Genomic DNA, 18,370 nt, shown 5'->3' on the forward strand with positions numbered 1-18,370 from the left:
AAGGATATGAATAAATGAATTACACCAACAATAAAAGAATTTTGACCCACTCCGCTTTATTACTTGCCATGCTTGGTTCTTTGGCAGGCTGTGGAAGTGATAATGATGACGCAACGGTTCCCTCAATAACCAAACCACCGCAGTTATCTCCTGCTGTTGGCGTAAAAATGACAGGAAGCTGTACGGACTTACTGGGATTTCAATACAACAATACGGTCATTAGCTCCTCCACTCTTCAAGAGGCAGGCACATTGACTGTCGCCAATAAACCGATTGGCGCTCATTGTTTGGTTAAAGGTTATATGGATCAACGTATAAGCCCTGTTGATGGACAAACCTATCAAATTGGTTTTGAAATGCGCCTACCTGTTGACTGGAATGGTCGTTTTCTCTATCAAGGCAATGGCGGAACCGATGGTAATTTAGTAGCTGCAACGGGTCAGGTCGGTAGCGGTGGTCCACTGACCAATGCCCTGCATGATGGTTTTGCTGTTATTTCTTCCGATGCAGGACATAATGCTTCACAAAATCCAATGTTTGGTTTAGACCCTCAAGCCAGAATTAACTACGGCTACGGTGCCATTACCAAACTCACGCCTATGGCAAAAAACCTAATTAAAGCCGCATATGGTAAATTGCCAGACCGCTCCTATGCAGGCGGTACATCTAACGGCGGGCGTCACGCCATGATTGCTGCAACCCGTTTGGGCGACCAATATGACGGAATTTTAGCAAGTACACCGGGTTTTCACTTACCTCGTGCAGCCGCGGCTCAACTCTACACAGCACAACAGCTTCGTCGTGTCGCAACAGATGAAAATGACCTAAGTACTGCTCTAACTCTTCCAGAGCGCAAAGTATTAGCAAAAGCTATTTTAGATCGATGCGATGCCTTAGACGGTGTTGCAGATGGCTTGGTTCAAGATGTCGAGGCTTGCCGTACAGCTTTTGATATTCACAAAGATGTACCCGTTTGCTCAAGCACAAGAGATGGTACTTGTTTAAATACCGAACAAATTGATGTATTAGCCAACATTTACCGTGGTCCTATAAATTCGGCTGGACAAGCTCTCTATGCAACCCAGCCTTTCGACCCCGGTTTAGTCGGCAGTAACTGGGCAAGCTGGAAATTCGAATCTTCGGTGGGAACAGCACGTGACCCCGTTGCAGTCGGCATTCTTTTTCAGGTTCCACCAGACCCAACTGTGACTCAAAATTCTAGACAATTTGCCTTTAATTTTAACTTCGATACCGACTATCCAAAACTCTCGGCAACCAATGATGTATACACTGAAAGCTCGATGTCATTTATGATGCCACCTGATGAACTTAATCTAGGTAAACTCCGTAATCACGGTGGAAAAATGATTGTGGTACAAGGCACAGCAGACGGCGTCTTCTCTGTAGATGACACTCAAAATTGGTACGATCAACTGCTACAACACTATAAAAATGATGCAAATGGTACAGCACCTGAATTCGCACGTTTCTTTAGAGTTCCGGGCATGAACCATACCCGTGATGGCATTGCGACCGACCAATTTGATGCATTGAGTGCTTTAGTTAACTGGGTGGAATACGGGCAAGCACCTGACAAAATCATTGCGACTGCACGCGGCGCAGGTAACCCGAGTGGTCAAGTGAATACTGAGCTTCCACAAGGCTGGGCGCCAGACCGCACCCGTCCACTTTGCCCTTACCCACTCATTGCCCGTTACAATGGTCAAGGCGATAGCGAAAAAGCTGAAAACTTTAGCTGTAAATAACACCGTATAAAATTAAAAGAGAGCTTAAATAAGCTCTCTTTTTTATCTTGATCTTAGCTCAAGCTTTACTGCTTAAACTTTTTAATACTTTTAGACAAATGAGCTCGCATCATTTGTCGGGCCAATAAACCGTCCTGATCCACAATTGCGTTATAAATATTGACATGATCATGGTGAACCGCTTTTAAATATTCTTCGCGATTTTCAGGACTTTGCTCAATAGATTTAACACGTGCACGTGGAATAATTTTTTCGCCAAGATACTTTAAAAAATCAACGAAATATTGGTTTTCAGAAGCTTCAGCAATGGCAATATGGAAATCATAGTCAGCTTTCACCGTACCATCATTTGCATCTGAAGAAATATGTCGTTCAAAGTCTTCAAGCGCAGCTTTCATTTTATCAATATGGACTTGCTTACGGCGTTCAGATGCTAAAAAGACAGCTTCAGACTCAAGGCTAATCCGAAGCTCAAGCAAGGAAATAATGTCATTAATGGTTTCTAAACTGGCATTAGACAACAGAAAGTTTTGCTCAACAGTCTGCTCTTTTACAAAAGTACCAATCCCGTGACGAGTCTCGACAAACCCTAATGAACGCAACTCAGTAATTGCTTCGCGAATGACAGAACGGCTTACTTCAAAAGTTTCAATTAATTCAAGTTCGGTCGGGATCTTTTCTCCAACTTTAAATTCTCCAGACTGAATTTTTTCGATCAGTTGTTCTACAATAATCTGGCTTAGTTTTTTTGTTGATCTAGGTTTAATTGCGCTAGACATAATCTGAAGAACTCATGAAATGTTGAAAAAATTAGAAAATTCATTTTACTATAAACTTAGACGATAGTCATATTCGGTTTTTGTACCTCTAAGTTATTAAAATCAAAATATTTTATCTCTCTTATCAAACCCTCACACATATTTAAAAAGTAAGCAACTTATGCTTCTGTTGATATTTAATAATGCGTTGAATAAGTTAAAAAATATGCAGCTCAATACCATTGATTGAGCTGCACAACTTTTAAATTTGAGCCTGAGTTAATTGCCCATTGACCAGACGAGTAATCTGTAGTGGATTACTATCTTTTAATGCATCGGGTAATAAAACTTGTGGGGTATTTTGGAAACATACCGGACGCAAGAAACGCTCAATCGCTCCCGTACCCACCGAAGTTCCGCGTGCATCACTGGTTGCAGGGAAAGGGCCACCATGCACCATTGCATCAGACACTTCAACTCCTGTCGGGAAACCGTTAAACAATACACGGCCAGCTTTACCGGTTAGCAAATAAAGAAGCTCGCCTGCTTCAGACAACTCATTTTCATCACCAATAATGGTTGCCGTAAGCTGTCCACCTAAAGCCTCGATCCCTTTTAACAAAGTCGCTTCATCCTCTACGCCAATCACAATCGACATTGGCCCGAAAACTTCATGTTGTAGTTTTGGGTTGCCTGACAATAAAACAGATTGATCCGCTTTAAATAGATGTGCTTTTGCTTGAGAAACTAGCTCGGCCTCTTGTCCTGTCGCAATAACTTCAAAACCAGCGTCACTGTTTAGAGCATCAATACCTTGACGGTAGCTTTTTAAAGTTCCTTCATTCAACATGACCTGAGGCACAGCTTTTTGCGTGCTTTCAGCTAAAGCTGCTACGAAACTGTCAAATTCAGGACCTTGTACGCCTAAAATTAACCCTGGTTTTGTACAGAACTGACCACATCCTATATTAAATGAGGCAACCGTATCTTGTGCGATTTGTTCACCACGAGAATTCAGCGCTTGAGATAAAACCACTACAGGGTTCACACTCGACATTTCAGCAAAGAATGGAATTGGCTGAGGACGGCTCTGCGCAAGGTTATAAAGTGCCATTCCACCTTCAAGAGAACCCGTAAAACCAGCTGCCTGAATCAGTGGATGTTCTACCAAGTTTGCGCCAATACGGCCGCCAAAAATCATATTGAATGTGCCTTTAGGCATATCGCAAACTTCGATTGCTTTTTCAATGGCTTCTGCAACAAGCTCAGCAGTTGCCATATGGCCAGAGTGTGCTTTAAAGACAACCGGACACCCTGCTGCTAAAGCAGCTACGGTATCACCGCCTGCAGTTGAAAATGCAAGTGGGAAATTACTCGCGCCAAACACAGCAACCGGTCCTACCCCAACTTTATATTGACGCAAATCAACACGCGGCAAAGGCTTACGTTCTGGTAATGCCACATCAATACGAGCACCATAAAAATCGCCACGGCGTAAAAGTTCAGCAAACAGTCGAAGCTGACCAGTAACACGGCCTGTCTCTCCTTGAAGACGAGCAAGTGGTAAGCCTGTTTCAAGTGAAGCGACTTCTTGCAGGTTCGCACCTAATACTTCAATTTGGCGAGCAATTTCTTCAAGAAAAGAGGCACGTTGCTCTTGAGAAGTTTGGCTATAAACTAAAAAAGCGTTATGTGCAGCTTGAGCAGCTTGATCCACTTCTTCAAGGGTCGCCTGACTAAATACATAACCTGTTGGCTCATAGTCTTTTGCAGCTATACTTTCTAGAGCTGGCGCATTTGCAGCAACACGTTGACCATTAATAAACTGCCGACCGTTATTTTTACTCATTTTAAAGCTCCAATACCTAAATAGTTAGAATTATTGCGGACCAAGTGTCGCAATGAGCGCAGCCAAATCTTCATAGTCTGCTTGAGTTAAATCACTTAATGGCGGACGTACTGGACCTGCATCATGTCCAATAATTTTGGCACCTGCTTTAATCATGCTTACCGCATAACCTGATTTACGGTCGCGAATTTTAATCAATGGCAAGAAGAAATCTTTAATCAAACGATTGGTTGTTTCAAAGTCATCACTGCGAAGCGCGTTATAAAACTCCATTGCAGTCTTTGGAATAAAATTAAATACAGCTGATGAATAAACTGGGCAACCTAAGGCTTTATATGGCGCTGCAAAAACTTCTGCTGTTGGTAAACCACCTAAATATGACAAACGATCACCCATAGTCTGAGTCACTGCTGTCATCATATCGATTTGACCAGAGCTGTCTTTAAAGCCGATTAAGTTCGGGCACATCTCGGCTAACTTTTGGATTGAATCGAGATTTAATCTTGAAACGCTACGGTTATAAAAAATTACGCCAAAGTCTACTGAGTTACATACTTGCTTAACGTGTTCGATCAAACCTTCTTGGCTTGCTTCAGTTAAGTAATGCGGCATTAACAAAATACCGTGTGCACCTAAGCGCTCTGCTTCTTTTGCCTGTTCAATCGCCTGACGTGTCGGACCACCTGCCCCAGCAATAATCGGTACACTACCTTTACAAGTATCGACAGCTGTTTTAATCACGTCAGAGTATTCACTTCCAGTTAACGAGAAAAACTCGCCTGTACCACCTGCAGCAAATAAAGCACTTGCGCCGTATGGTGCTAACCACTCAAGACGTTTTGCATAAGAAGATTTATTAAAGTCCCCATTTTGGTCAAAGTCAGTAACCGGAAAAGAAAGAAGGCCATCAGAAACAATGTTTTTTAACTCAAGAGCATCCATTAGAAAATATCCATACATGTTTATGTTGTCGGACATCTTACATCATAAATTTTATTTTAATCAATATATTTTTTCCTCTGAAAAATTAAATTTTTTAAAAAGATCAAAGTTCATTATCCAAAATGATTTAACATATTGTTTTATAAAATATAGTTAAAATTCTTAATTTTAGGACTAATCGTTAGACATAAAAAAAGCTGCCCATATGGACAGCAAAGTATTAAGAAAATTCAAAAAGCGAATTTTTCAAAAATATCGGTAAAATATTAACGAACCAAACACGGCTTTTTATTATTAAATGACCAGTTTGGTATTAAAAACTGCATCGCATCAGCATCATTACGAGCCCCTAAACCTTTTAATTTATAAAGTTCATGGGCTTGGTTAATTCGATCCCAGTCCAACTCGACACCAAGTCCCGGTGCTGTTGGTACCTGAATTTTACCGTCTTTAATTTCAAGCGGTGCTTTAGTCAGTTGATCTGTACCTTCTTGCCAAATCCAGTGCGTATCAATTGCCGTTACCTTACCTACCGCAGCGGCAGCAACATGGGTAAACATGGCAAGTGAAATATCAAAGTGATTATTAGAATGCGAACCCCACGTTAAGTTATACATATTGCAGAGCTGTGAAACTCGAACCGAACCTTCCAATGTCCAAAAATGTGGATCAGCCAAAGGAATATCAACAGCTTGCAATTGAATACTATGCGACATTTCTCGCCAGTCCGTAGCAATCATATTGGTCGCAGTGGATAAGCCTGTTGCACGTTTAAACTCGGCCATAATTTCACGGCTTGAATAACCTTGTTCTGCACCACACGGGTCTTCCGCATAGGCCAGCACACCTTTTAAATGTTTACCTAAAGCAATTGCTTCATCTAAAAACCATGCTCCGTTTGGATCAAGTGTCACACGCGCATCCGGGAAACGGCGCGCGATTGCTGTAACAGCTTCAGCTTCTTGTTCGCCCTGTAATACACCACCTTTTAACTTAAAGTCTTTAAAACCATAACGGTCATAAGATGCTTCTGCTAAACGCTGTACTGCCTCGGGTGTTAACGCTTTTTCATGACGGACTTTATACCAGTCATGGTTATGCTTAGGTGTAGTCGCATAGTCTAATGAAGTCTGTTTTCGGTCACCGATAAAGAATAAATATCCTAAAACTTCAACTTCACTACGTTGCTGGCCTTCACCTAGTAAGCTTGCGACATTCACATTTAAATGCTTGCCAAGCAAATCCAGTAATGCTGACTCATAAGCCGTTACAACATGAATTGTGGTACGTAAATCAAAGGTTTGATTGCCTCGACCACCACTGTCACGATCAGCAAAAGTTTGCTGAATTTTTTTAAGTAGATTTTTATATTCGCCAATCGGCTGCCCTTCTACCAAGGCTTTAGCATCATTTAATGTCGCTAAAATTTTTTCTCCACCCGGAATTTCACCTACACCAATATTTCCAGAGTTATCTTCGATAATAAGTATGTTACGAGTGAAATAAGGTCCATGAGCACCACTCAAATTGAGCAGCATGCTGTCATGTCCAGCAACAGGAATTACTCGAATTGATTTAACGATAGGTGTAGAGGTCGCCATTAAAATACTCCTTGGCATTCTGATACTATTTTTTCATTACCAAAACTTATAAGACATCAGACAACTTGTCAATATAAACCCGCATAAAAATTATTTTTCGACCCTACTTGCCAAAATAATATTTTTAATCATATGATGTCATACATCTAAAGACGCGGTTTTAGAACTAGGACTATAGAGTAGATACAAAATTCCGTTTTCTCATCTATTCTATCGATGAATTTGACATGACGTCACCTATTTCACGGATATGCAAATAGGTCGATTATTAAAAAGAGTTTGTATATGGATAATCTGCAAACAAATATTGCTGTAGTGACTCAGCAAAGAGCCAAACATACAAAAACTCGCTACTACATTCTTGCGATGATTTTTTTGGTCACGGCTTTTAATTACGGTGATCGTGCAACCCTTTCAATGGCTGCAACGCCAATGTCTCATGAGCTGGGAATCGACTCAGTCACCATGGGTTATATTTTCTCGGCCTTTGCATGGGCCTATGTAATTGGTCAAATTCCAGGTGGTTGGCTACTCGATAAGTTTGGTGCTCGCCGTGTATATTTCTGGAGTCTGTTTTTATGGTCTTTATTCACGGTTTTAATCGGTTTTACCGACATTTTAGGTGATACTGCGACCATCATTACTTCACTCTTTGTACTCAGATTTTTAGTTGGTTTGTCTGAGTCGCCTGCTTTTCCGGGTAACAGTAAAATTGCTGCCGCATGGTTTCCAACCAAAGAACGTGGAACTGCCGCTGCCATTTTTAACTCATCCTCTTATTTCTCAACCGTACTTTTTGCTCCCCTAATGGGTTGGCTTGTTGCAACCGTCCACTGGCAGTCTATTTTCTGGGTCATGGGTGGTCTTGGAATCATTCTTTCCTTTATCTGGCTTAAGGTCATTTATAGCCCAACCAATCATCCAACAGTAAATCCCGAAGAAGTAAAATATATTGCTTCAGAAGGTGCTTTACTCGACATGGGTGAAAATAGCCAAAATAGTAAAAAAGAGAAAATTACTTGGAGTAAAGTTAAACAATTGCTTGCTTCACGTATGATGCTCGGTATTTTTATTGGGCAATATTGTGTAAATACACTGACCTATTTTTTCTTGACTTGGTTCCCTGTTTACCTTGTCAAAGAAAGACATCTCAGCATTTTAGAGGCTGGTTTTGCAGCAGTTGCACCTGCACTCTGCGGCTTTGTAGGTGGAATTTTAGGTGGCTTGATTTCAGATAAGTTAATTCGAATGAATTACAGCTTAAGCTTTTCAAGAAAGCTACCTATCGTAGTCGGATTCTTGGTTTCAACCTCAATCATTATGTGTAATTACGTCGACTCTCAAGCAGCAATTGTATTCTTTATGTCCTTATCTTTCTTTGGGAAAGGCATCGGCTCTTTAGGTTGGGCAGTCATGTCTGATGTTGCACCAAAAGAAATGGTGGGCTTATCAGGAGGAATGATGAATGCGTTTGGTAATACGGCAGGAATCGTGACCCCAATTGTGATCGGCTATATCTTAGCAAGTACTGGTTCTTTCAACCTTGCATTGACTTATGTCGGTGTGCATGCGATTGCAGCAGTGATTTGCTATACCGCTATTGTCGGCAAAATCCAGCGCTTCGAGTTAAAACCTACCTCTTAAAACTTTAAGTCATAACGCTTAACTAACTTAAGCGTTATGACCTCTCTTCAAATGTATACAAGGAATGATCATGCTGAAGCCTCTCCTCATAAGAATTAGTCCTCTTGATAATGTAGCCATTGTAGTGAATGACGGCGGTTTACCACCTTCTACACATATTGAAGAATACCAACTCATCTTGGTTGATCATGTGCCGCAGGGACATAAAGTTTTATTAAAGTCATTAAAGCAAGGTGAAGCAATTGTTCGTTATGGGGAAATTATTGGTTATGCAAATAAAGATTTATCCGCAGGTTCATGGGTAAATGAAGCCGTTACCCAAATGCCTAAGGCACCTGAGCTAGATGATCTTGAGTTAGCAACTCGTCCTGATCCAAAGCTTCCAACCTTGAGCGGATATACATTTAAAGGTTATAAAAATAAAGATGGCAGTGTCGGCACAAAGAATATTTTAGGTATTACAACCAGTGTTAACTGTGTTGAAGGTATTGTCGATTATGTCGTTAAAATTATTGAACGTGATTTACTTCCTAAATATTCAAATGTAGATGGTGTAGTCGGATTAAATCATTTATATGGTTGTGGCGTGGCAATCGATGCACCCGCTGCAATTGTTCCTATTCGTACAATTCATAATCTTGCACTCAACCCTAATTTTGGTGGAGAAATTATGGTTGTGAGTCTGGGCTGCGAAAAAATGCAACCCGAACGTCTTCTAAACATTCCTAAAGAAAACAAATATATTCCCCTAGCAAACGAAGATATTATTCAATTGCAAGATGAACGCCACAACGGTTTTGAAAGTATGGTCAACCATATTTTATCCGTGGCGGAACAACACCTTGAAAAGCTTAATCAACGTACTCGAGAAGAAGTCCCAGCTTCTCATTTAGTTGTAGGCATGCAATGTGGTGGGAGTGATGCATTTTCGGGAGTTACCTCTAACCCTGCCGTTGGTTTCGCAGCTGACCTGATTGTGCAATGTGGCGGTACAGTCATGTTTTCGGAAGTTACAGAAGTCCGCGATGGCATTCACCTACTTACTCCACGTGCAGCAAATGAACAAGTTGCCAAAGATTTAATTCGAGAAATGAAATGGTACGATGACTACTTAGCAGCAGGCCAAGTGGACCGAAGTGCCAATACCACACCCGGCAATAAAAAAGGTGGACTGAATAACATTGTAGAAAAAGCGATGGGATCGATCGCCAAATCGGGCCGCTCACCTATTGTAGAAGTTCTCGCACCGGGTCAAAGACCAACTAAAAAAGGATTAATTTTTGCGGCAACGCCATCAAGTGACTTTATCTGTGGTACGCAGCAAATGGCATCGGGTATTACCGTTCAAGTATTTACCACAGGCCGCGGTACACCCTATGGGTTGGCAGCCGTACCTGTCATTAAAATGGCAAGCCGAAACAATATTGCAAACCGTTGGTATGACCTAATTGATATCAGTGCTGGCGATATTGCGATTGGGAAGAAAACTATTGAAGGAGTGGGCTGGGAACTTTTTGAAATGATTTTACGCGTGGCTAGTGGTGAGCAGCAAACGTGGTCGGACCGTTGGGGTATTCATAACTCACTCGCTGTATTTAACCCTGCACCAGTGACCTAATAAGGTTTAGAAGATGAGGTTATATCACCTCATCTTTCTTATTTCCCCTATTAATTACGACACATTTCACTAAAACTTAACAGCGCTGCTAAAATAACATCGAAAATTAAGAACTGTATTTCTCTATGCAAAATCAAACTGCTTCAAACCTCCCCTCTACACAACTTGGAAAAGCACTGCTTTGTCTTATGACGTCGGCATTATTGTTTTCCATTATGGGAGTGTGCATTCGTTTTGCTTCACAAACGGTGGACAATGCGACCGTCGTGTTTTTTAGAAATGCAGTAGGTTTATTTATTTTTATTCCGATGCTCTTTAAACAGGGGCTAGATTTTATTAAAACCGATAAACTCTGGATGCATACTTGGCGAAGCATTGTCGGGCTAGCCGCTATGTATGGTTTTTTCTATGCCATTGCGAACTTAAAACTATCGAACGCCATGGTTTTTAGTTATTCATCTCCTATCTTTATTCCACTGATTGCATGGCTTTTCTTAAAAGAAAAAATTACCAAGTCTATGATTTTTGCCGCTGTGATTGGGCTCATTGGAGTTTTATTTGTCGCTAAACCCGATCAAGGTCTATTTAACGCATTATCTTTTATTGGCTTGGGTGCATGCTTTTTATCAGCAATGGCCTTTGTCACCGTAAGAGCTTTAACCAGTACAGAGCCACCTGAACGTATCGTTTTTTACTTCTGTGTTTTTGGTAGTTTAATTTCCTCTATTCCGATGTTTTGGCATTGGCGTATTTTCACTTGGCATGAATTAGCATTACTCATTGCCGCAGGACTTTTAGCTAATATTAGTCAACTGTTTATGTCTTATGCCTACAGCTTAGCGCCGGCAGGACAAATTGGCCCAATGAATTACATTGCTATTATTTTTGCAGGAATTTGGGGATTTGTTTTTTGGCATGAATTACCGGATCTATTCAGTATTATCGGCATATTTATTATTTTATTTGCGATTTTGCTCTGTAATCCATTTTTGCAGAAAAAGCTACTTTCTCGATTTAAATAACAAACAAACTTTAACCTAATTTAGGTACTGTATTCGATACTCATTTGGTGAAATGCCTGTCCAATGGCGATAGGCTTTTCTAAAATTAGAAGTATCTGAAAAGCCAATTCTTTCGGCAATTTCATCTATGGTTAAAGTTGTTTCTCGCAAATATTCATCCGCAAGACGGCGCCGAGTCTCATCTAACAACTCTTGGTAAGTCAAATTAAACCCTGCCAAGCGTCGATGTAAGGTCCTCTTTGACATATGTAAGCGTTCGGCCATTTCTTGAGCCGATGGAAAAAGCCCTGTTCCATCCAATAATATTAGACGGATTGTTTTCACCAACTCAGGCTCCTCAAGTTCAGCAGCACCTAGCATCCGCTCACAAAACGATTTACACATATCAGCGGTAATCGGGTTGGCATTTGGGCAAGGCACATCGAGCCATTTTAAATCAAAGTGCCATTGCATCACCCCAGCATTAAACTGAACGGGACAATGAAAAATTTTTTCATATTCTTCTGCATAGTCAGGCGCTGGATAGGGCAACAAAAGCTTCTTCGCTTGAAATGGCCCTTCAAGCACCCGTTCAATTAAGGTTTGCATTGAGCTAAACCAAAACTCGCACACTAAAGGCAAAAGCTTGCCAAGTGTAATAATGTCATGCCCTTCAAAAACGGCAACATCATCTCGAATATAAAAAGACTTCTTTAAAATAGGCCCCGCAAGCTTAATGTGTCGAATGCCAAGCTCTACCGCTTGTCTAAAATTACGTGAGGAATATAGCGCATAGCCATATACACCAAAATCTGACAGTCGCTGCTTTTGTCCTGCACGTAGTCCGATGAGCGGATCATGTGAAAAACGTTGAATATTTTGAAATAACTGAATTTTTTGAACTTGAGAAATATATAAAGAGGATTGATTCATCGCATCTGGCGAAATATTTGTGCCAGATAGAACATCTGATATTGAATGGCCTTGCAAACCCATTTCATCAAATAAACTGGTCAAACCTAGCAAATATGTATTGGCACCTAAGGATGTATTATCATAATTTCCTTCGATAATAGCATTTGTATCTTTATAAAGATTTTTAGGCATTTAACTCACACCATCCCTAGAGTGACATGCATAATGGCACTAAACTACCTCTTGTTGTCTCAATTTAACATCGACCATACAACGCTTCAAGCATAAAGTATGATAAGCAAAAGTATGGAAGGAATAATAATGGAACAGTCCACCTTAAAAGAATATAGCGGCTCTGCCACTGAACATATGGAACTTATTTTTTCCAAACAACGTGCCAATTTTGAGGCAGATCCCTATCCAAGTCTTGAAGCACGTCGCACAAAACTGCATCAACTTAAAAAACAAATTATCCGTTATCAAGATGCTTTAGCTGCCGCGATTAATTCCGATTTTAGTTCAAGATCACTTGATGAGTCTAAACTATTAGATTTGCTTGGCTCTGTGTTAGAAGCCGATCATGCGATTCATCATTTACGCCGCTGGATGCGTCCAAGTAAACGCCGTACCGAGCTTTTATTTTTATCAAACCGTTTAAGTGTGCAATACCAACCTAAAGGCGTGGTTGGTGTGATTGTACCTTGGAATTTCCCAGTTTATTTAGCACTTGGCCCACTCATTGCCGCATTAACTGCAGGCAACCGAGTCATGATTAAACTCCCTGAAATTACACCAAATACCAATGCCATGCTAAGACGCATGCTTGCCGAAGTCTTTAACGAAGATGAAGTAGCCGTGTTTGGTGAAGAAATTACAGACCCAGCAAGATTTACCTCTTTGCCATTTAACCATATTGTATTTACAGGTTCTCCTGCCATTGGCAAAGTCGTCATGCGAGCTGCTGCTGAAAATCTAACACCTGTTACACTTGAGTTAGGTGGCAAATCACCGGCCATTGTGAGCCGTAATTACCCACTTGCCGATGCGGCAAAACGTATTACCCATGGCAAAGCAACTAATAGTGGTCAAATCTGTGTAGCGCCTGACTACGCGTTGGTTCCCAAAGAAAGTATTGATGAATTTGTTGAAGCTGCGAAATCAAGCTTTATAAAAATGTTTGGTCAAAACATTGAAAATAATGAGAATTACACATCCATTGTGAACGGCCGCCATTTAAAACGTATTCAAGATATTTTGACCGATGCGCAAGAAAAAGGTGCCCTTATTATTCCTTGCGATACTTATAGCTTTGACCAACAAGGTCGCAGGATGCCTGTGCACATTGTGCTGAATTGCACGCCAGACATGCGGATTATGAAAGAAGAACTCTTTGGCCCTATTTTACCTGTGGTGGCTTATGATTCTTTAGATGATGCGATTACCTATGTGAAATCGGACGAACGGCCTTTAGCCCTTTATTGCTTTACGCATAGTTCAATAGAACGTGATCGTATTTTGCGTGAGACTCATTCGGGTGGTGTGACCATCAATGATTGGGGTTGGCATGTAGTTAACCATGATGGTCCTTTCGGTGGTATCGGCAACTCAGGCATGGGGTCATATCATGGTGAGGAAGGTTTCCGCGAACTTTCACATGCTAAAACAGTTTTTATTCGTCATCGGTTTTTCCCGACTCAGCTTTTCCACCCTCCTTATGGAACATTCCTTCAAAAATTAGCGATTCGCTTTTTCTTGAAAAAAGGCGATCCAAGTATTAAATAAAGAATATAAAAGAAAGCCTCGTAATGAGGCTTTTTGGTTAATTATAGAATTGATTAATGCAATAGAGTTATATCCCAATTACTTATAGACCAATTCAGAATTTTTAGTACCAAAACCTAGTATGAGTAATAGCTATACTGTTCCTATTACAGTAGTCAATAAAATGGTACATAATTAAAAAAAGCTTGGATTACCAAGCTTTTTTTAATACTAATAAAATATCTATATTTAAATAAATAATTGTCTACAACTAATCATCAAAGTTTATTGACTGTCATTTTTAAAAACAATATAAATCCAATTACCATTCACTTTACCTCGATATGCTCCATCAGCTTTTGCCAAATGTGCTGCTAAAGCAGTAAAGTTCCATGCTTCTTCTTCACTACAATAAACTAATTGTTGTTGTAACTCAGCAATTTCATATTGTTCTCCGTACTTTTTAACAATTAAAGCCACTTCTTGCAGATCCTGTGGAATAGAAGGATGTTCCCATGCCCACATAAATGTTTGGTTTCTCTCATCATAAGTTCCTATCACATTAATTTCAAAAAACTCTTGTCGATCACCAATATTAAATGTTATGCCCCCTATAACAAGATCAATATCCCACTCATCTACAATATTCATACCCCAATCATTTGATGCTTTTAAAGTCTTTAGCTCTAACTCTTTACGACATGCTAGATAAATAGATTGAATATTTAAGCTTTTGACACCATCTTGATATGTATTCGACTGAGTATTACTATCTGTTAAGGTTTCTTTTTTAATTTCTTCTTCAAGGTCAATCGTAGGATTACCCTCATACCATTCAGGTATTCTTGGATTATACTCAACTTTTATTTCTCCATCAAAATGCAAAGTAAAAGTAATACCCCAAATTATTTCTTTTGTTCTTATATAATTCTCTTTCTGAATTTCAATAGCCCTATCACACAAACTACTAGAAATACTATTAAAGGGATCTTCTCCATCTGCATATATATCCCCTGTTTCATCTATATTTCCATCAAAAACAATAAATTGCTCAAACTTAGAAGAGTGAATAAACATGCCAATTTTTGTAACAATTGAATCCCATGGCCTATTTTTAACAAAAATTAAAGATTGCTTTTTAAATAATTCTATATCGGAACTTAATAATTTGTACATTCATTTAATCCCTATTACTGTGAAAATTGATAATTAGTGGATTTTCCATTAATAGTAGCAGTTACTATAAATTTATTAGGTCTACTACTGCCAGTGGGATAACCTACTGCAACTTTCATATTTACATCCTTGCCTAGTTTAACCGCATTTGCTAACTCACTTTCCATAGCTTTCCAACTACCGTTATTTAATGTTTTGGCCATAGGAACTAAATTAATACGATCCCCTGAACCACCAAGAGATGCAGCTATTAAATGCCCTCCTTGATCTCCTGAAATACCACTTTTACCAGCAATACTTTGTTGATAATTATTTCGATCCATTAAAATATTTCTTAAATTGGCAGTAACCTCTTTAACATTCCCGCTATTATCGGTAACGTATGCAGCACCATTAGGTAACAAATAAGCTGAATTTGCTTCAAGCTTCCCATTGGCTTGCTTAGCCCAGCCACCTTTTGCTCCCACATCTATTTGATGAATTTTTTTAACATCCCCCCGATTTGCAAGTTCCTCTATTTTTTTATCATCAAAAAATTGACCGTTTTTAATATTTGGTAAACGCTTCGCAATAGTATTCCTATCTTTAAGAAGATCCTGAACAATCTTGACATCTTTTTTATCAATTCCAGTTGCAAGATCAATTAATGCCCAAGTTCTTTCAAGAGGAGTTGAACCAGCACTAAATGCTGTTTTAAAAGAATTCAACATATCTTGATATTCACCTGTAGCAGTATCTTTTAAAATATCCTTCCAAACATTGGTATCATTTAAGTTCTTGCCAGCTTTTTGTAATTCAGTAGCTTTTTTAAAAATCTTATAGGCAGCTTTACCAGTAGATGAAAGTACTTTACCCCAATTGTTTTCTATAGCAGTTGATGCGGATTGCGAAGCAACAGTTACATCATATCCTGCTGAAGCAGCAACTACACCCGAAATCAATTGGCCAACATTTCTAACTTTATTTAGCTGAGCTTGACTATAATCTCCGTCATTTTCAGGTTCCATATCAAACGATCCAGCAACCATTTCCCCAACTACCGCCCCAATCGCTCCAGCTTCGCATTTTTCTTGTAATGAACTAGCAATACAACCAGCTGCAGCATGAGCTAGTTTATGCAAAATTTGGTCAGAAAGTTCTTTACTACCAAGATCAAGATTTTCACCAATTTCTCCAGCTAAAGAACCTTGTAATGCTACACTCAATCCTGCCACAAGACTTGCACTTAATTTTTCACTTAGACTACCTCCATTAACTGCCGTATCAACACTAGCACTAACAGTAGAATTAACTAAAGCTTGTCCCACTCTACCTGATAAATTTGTAAAGAATTCTCCAGACTTAGTAGTTTCCTGCAAAGCTTTCATCTGATCAATTGATGCAATTTTACTTAAAACTCCTGCTGTAACAACAGATGTTGCTAAACTCTTAATTGAATCTTTACTTCCTAAATCTTTAAGCGTCTTACCAATATCTCCACCATTATTAATTAAACTAACGCCTGCTTGAGTTGCTAAACTTGTAATAGCAGCATTTGCCATAGCACCAAGTGTAGAAACACCTGTAATTGTGGTTACACCTCCAACTGTTGCTGTTGTAACGCCTGCTGAACCAATCATACTTGCGCCCAAACCAACAGTAGTTCCACTTGCTGCTGTTCCGCCAGCAGCACCTGCAGCTGCAGCCGTTCCTGTGCCCATAGTTACAATCGTTATAATAATCACAATAATTGCAGCACCTGCAGCTGTAAGACCTTGCTGTTTATAGTCCCAATCTTTTTGAGTTAATAAAACTTTTTGCCAATCTACATCTTTTCGATTAACAAACTCTTTTAAATATTCATTTCCCGGTTGCTTAGCTAAATCAAGAATCGCATCACGTAGCTCTACCTTATTAGTATCTTTTTCACTAATTGGAACTTGCACACTCAAACCACCAGCAGCTTTAAAGGTAGGTAAAACTGGACCGTTAAAACTTGGTAATTGAGCGGTTTCAGTAATAGAACCTTTATCTTGCATTGACTGCCAAGCTAATGAGCTTTTTTCTTTTTTTAAGAGCTCTGTAATAGATGTCTTTGCTGCTATTAACTCAAGTGTTCCTCCAGTTTCAATCGTTGCATTTTTTAAATAATCAAACTCTGTTCCCACAAGTTTCGTCTTATCAACCGCTTGCGTATTAATATAATCTGCTTTTAAATTTGCAGGTAATTCACTAATCTGAGTTCGTGTTGTATTAGTAGTAGTTTTTGATGAACCTAAAAGTGAGATAAGTTTAGAATATGAGGTTTTCTTTGTAACATCTACTGTACTGCTAGAAGATTCTTCCACAGTGTAAAAGTTAAGATTTCCCCCCGATTTAATCGAAATTGTTCCACCCTCAGCAGTAAAACGTCCAGAATAAATATCAATATTATTATCTGGAGTTTTAACATTCACTGACGTATCTAGTTTCTTCGTTTCAATAGAAATATTCTTTGCAGAAATATCAACTGAAGCTGCATTTGTGTCATTATTTTCAGAAACAGTCGTAATATACTTTTTCTTTAAACCACCCCATGATTTTTTCTTTTCAGTCGTAGTGGTCAGGTCATAGCTTTGCTCAATAGCTGCATCAAATAAAATACTTTTATTTGATTCTATTTTTACGTCACCATTTTTTGAAGTAATACCAGTAGCTTGTAAAACCAAGTTATCATCTTTAGTTTTTCCTACTGTTCTTATGTTAACCCCTTTGTCACCATTAATAATGGTAGGACTGACTAGTGTTCGGAAACTATAATTTCCTTCACTCTCAGTACCTTTTTCATAAAAATCTGTATGACCATCAATAATAATACTTGCATTTAATGATTTTGGTGGCTGATTAGCTCCACTACTAATTGAAGACTTATACTGTTCAGCTAAGACTCCACTTGCTTCTAAATTCACCTGTCCCATTTGAGCAGAAATATTTCCTCCACTAATAGATAAACCTTTAACAGAAGTAATATTTATATTCCCTGATTTTGAATTTAACTTAGCTTCAGCATGTTCTGATCCTTCTACATTCGAATCAAACATCTTTTTTAATATTTCAGCATCATTTAATGACTTTTCATTTAACTCTATAGCCTCTAATAAAGTACTATACTTACTTAAATTTTTTTCAATTTTATTTGATTCTTCTATCAAATGCATTGCGAAATCATGATTTCCACTAAATTCTACCAGTTGAGCATATCCCCTCATGCTCTTCATTGTGCCTATATCTTTTGTATAAGCTTGATATTCTTCTGATGTTTTTAAGCTCTCCAGCGTAGTTTTAATATTATTAAAGTCATCGATTGAGTTTTGGGAATAT

General features: G+C 39.1%; 12 protein-coding genes. 5 read left to right on the plus strand and 7 right to left on the minus strand.

Annotated features, from left to right (window positions below):
- The first annotated feature begins 14 nt into the window (after positions 1 to 14).
- A complete protein-coding gene (locus F928_RS16260; RefSeq protein WP_005077062.1) occupies positions 15 to 1,766 on the plus strand; it encodes a tannase/feruloyl esterase family alpha/beta hydrolase in 1,752 nt (583 codons plus the stop codon).
- Between the two features lie 65 nt (positions 1,767 to 1,831).
- On the opposite strand, the gene uxuR is transcribed toward F928_RS16260, so the two are convergent.
- From uxuR to gudD, 4 genes are all read right to left on the minus strand, one after another.
- Entirely contained in the window at positions 1,832 to 2,545 is a 714-nt protein-coding gene (gene uxuR, locus F928_RS16265) for a FadR/GntR family transcriptional regulator (RefSeq protein WP_005077064.1), read from the minus strand.
- Between the two features lie 241 nt (positions 2,546 to 2,786).
- The gene (aldH, locus tag F928_RS16270) at positions 2,787 to 4,373 is read right to left on the minus strand and encodes an aldehyde dehydrogenase (NADP(+)) (RefSeq protein ID WP_005077067.1); all 1,587 of its coding nucleotides are present in this window, start codon (positions 4,371 to 4,373) and stop codon (positions 2,787 to 2,789) included.
- A 30-nt stretch (positions 4,374 to 4,403) separates the two neighbouring features.
- Positions 4,404 to 5,315 carry a 5-dehydro-4-deoxyglucarate dehydratase gene (kdgD, locus tag F928_RS16275; RefSeq protein ID WP_005077071.1) on the minus strand — a complete coding sequence of 304 codons (912 nt, stop codon included), beginning with the start codon at positions 5,313 to 5,315 and terminating at the stop codon, positions 4,404 to 4,406.
- A gap of 266 nt (positions 5,316 to 5,581) precedes the next feature.
- Entirely contained in the window at positions 5,582 to 6,916 is a 1,335-nt protein-coding gene (gene gudD / locus F928_RS16280; protein ID WP_005077073.1) for a glucarate dehydratase, read from the minus strand.
- Between the two features lie 285 nt (positions 6,917 to 7,201).
- On the opposite strand from gudD, the gene F928_RS16285 reads away from it, so the two are divergent.
- From F928_RS16285 to F928_RS16295, 3 genes are all read left to right on the plus strand, one after another.
- Entirely contained in the window at positions 7,202 to 8,560 is a 1,359-nt protein-coding gene (locus tag F928_RS16285) for an MFS transporter (RefSeq protein ID WP_002120540.1), read from the plus strand.
- Positions 8,561 to 8,630: 70 nt separating this feature from the next.
- On the plus strand, positions 8,631 to 10,178 hold the full coding sequence (gene garD, locus F928_RS16290) for a galactarate dehydratase (protein WP_005077076.1): 1,548 nt from the start codon (positions 8,631 to 8,633) through the stop codon (positions 10,176 to 10,178).
- Positions 10,179 to 10,303: 125 nt separating this feature from the next.
- Entirely contained in the window at positions 10,304 to 11,200 is an 897-nt protein-coding gene (locus F928_RS16295) for a DMT family transporter (RefSeq protein WP_001181015.1), read from the plus strand.
- A 15-nt stretch (positions 11,201 to 11,215) separates the two neighbouring features.
- Here the strand turns inward: F928_RS16295 and F928_RS16300 are convergent, their stop codons facing one another.
- On the minus strand, positions 11,216 to 12,286 hold the full coding sequence (locus F928_RS16300; protein ID WP_005077079.1) for an AraC family transcriptional regulator: 1,071 nt from the start codon (positions 12,284 to 12,286) through the stop codon (positions 11,216 to 11,218).
- Positions 12,287 to 12,415: 129 nt separating this feature from the next.
- Here F928_RS16300 and F928_RS16305 point away from each other — a divergent pair, with 129 nt between their 5' ends.
- Positions 12,416 to 13,876: a coniferyl aldehyde dehydrogenase gene (locus tag F928_RS16305; protein WP_005077082.1), complete on the plus strand. Its 1,461-nt coding sequence runs from the start codon at positions 12,416 to 12,418 to the stop codon at positions 13,874 to 13,876.
- Positions 13,877 to 14,140: 264 nt separating this feature from the next.
- Here F928_RS16305 and F928_RS16310 read toward each other — a convergent pair whose 3' ends face one another.
- On the minus strand, positions 14,141 to 15,031 hold the full coding sequence (locus F928_RS16310) for a DUF6882 domain-containing protein (RefSeq protein ID WP_005077084.1): 891 nt from the start codon (positions 15,029 to 15,031) through the stop codon (positions 14,141 to 14,143).
- Between the two features lie 14 nt (positions 15,032 to 15,045).
- The coding region (locus tag F928_RS0103910; protein ID WP_005077086.1) for a DUF637 domain-containing protein at positions 15,046 to 18,370 on the minus strand (3,325 nt) is incomplete at its 5' end.

It is taken from the genome of Acinetobacter pittii ATCC 19004 = CIP 70.29 (assembly GCF_000369045.1).
Classification (GTDB): Bacteria; Pseudomonadota; Gammaproteobacteria; order Pseudomonadales; family Moraxellaceae; genus Acinetobacter; species Acinetobacter pittii.

What these genes read in the sequence shown, in the direction of transcription:
- F928_RS16300 (WP_005077079.1), bottom strand. Translation starts at nt 12,286, where the DNA reads ATGCCTAAAAATCTTTATAAAGATACAAATGCTATTATCGAAGGAAAT.
- gudD (WP_005077073.1), bottom strand. Translation starts at nt 6,916, where the DNA reads ATGGCGACCTCTACACCTATCGTTAAATCAATTCGAGTAATTCCTGTT.
- F928_RS16295 (WP_001181015.1), top strand. Translation starts at nt 10,304, where the DNA reads ATGCAAAATCAAACTGCTTCAAACCTCCCCTCTACACAACTTGGAAAA.
- garD (WP_005077076.1), top strand. Translation starts at nt 8,631, where the DNA reads ATGCTGAAGCCTCTCCTCATAAGAATTAGTCCTCTTGATAATGTAGCC.
- aldH (WP_005077067.1), bottom strand. Translation starts at nt 4,373, where the DNA reads ATGAGTAAAAATAACGGTCGGCAGTTTATTAATGGTCAACGTGTTGCT.
- uxuR (WP_005077064.1), bottom strand. Translation starts at nt 2,545, where the DNA reads ATGTCTAGCGCAATTAAACCTAGATCAACAAAAAAACTAAGCCAGATT.
- kdgD (WP_005077071.1), bottom strand. Translation starts at nt 5,315, where the DNA reads ATGGATGCTCTTGAGTTAAAAAACATTGTTTCTGATGGCCTTCTTTCT.
- F928_RS16310 (WP_005077084.1), bottom strand. Translation starts at nt 15,031, where the DNA reads ATGTACAAATTATTAAGTTCCGATATAGAATTATTTAAAAAGCAATCT.
- F928_RS16285 (WP_002120540.1), top strand. Translation starts at nt 7,202, where the DNA reads ATGGATAATCTGCAAACAAATATTGCTGTAGTGACTCAGCAAAGAGCC.
- F928_RS16305 (WP_005077082.1), top strand. Translation starts at nt 12,416, where the DNA reads ATGGAACAGTCCACCTTAAAAGAATATAGCGGCTCTGCCACTGAACAT.
- F928_RS16260 (WP_005077062.1), top strand. Translation starts at nt 15, where the DNA reads ATGAATTACACCAACAATAAAAGAATTTTGACCCACTCCGCTTTATTA.